Below are 273 nucleotides of genomic sequence, written 5' to 3'. Positions count from 1 at the left end.
TGGGAAGTGCTCGGGGGTGCGTTCCAACGGGCGGGCCGCGTGCTCGCACACGGCCCGTCACCTGATGATCCAACCGGGCTTGTCGTCGACCCACACCTCGGCCGCCGGCAGTTCGCCGCGCGAGATCCTCAGCCACAGACCGGCGTTGGCGACGCGGTGCTCGCGGCACATGCTCACCGAGTCTCGGCACATGATCGTTGGCTCGGGCCACTGCCATTGCGGCGGCACTGGCCCGTCCCCGGCGACCACGATCGGTGCCCACGTTTCGATCAT

General features: G+C 69.2%; 1 protein-coding gene. It reads right to left on the bottom strand.

Features of this window, described 5'->3' with window-relative positions:
- Positions 1-57: 57 nt before the first annotated feature.
- Positions 58-273: hypothetical protein (locus tag ON31_RS29345; protein ID WP_039818294.1), on the bottom strand; the 216-nt coding region annotated here is incomplete at its 5' end.

The sequence above is a fragment of the Nocardia otitidiscaviarum NBRC 14405 genome (assembly GCF_000308635.1).
Lineage (GTDB): Bacteria > Actinomycetota > Actinomycetes > Mycobacteriales > Mycobacteriaceae > Nocardia > Nocardia otitidiscaviarum.
The sequence above is the reverse complement of the archived record's forward strand: the minus strand, read 5'-3'. Positions and strand labels throughout refer to the sequence as shown.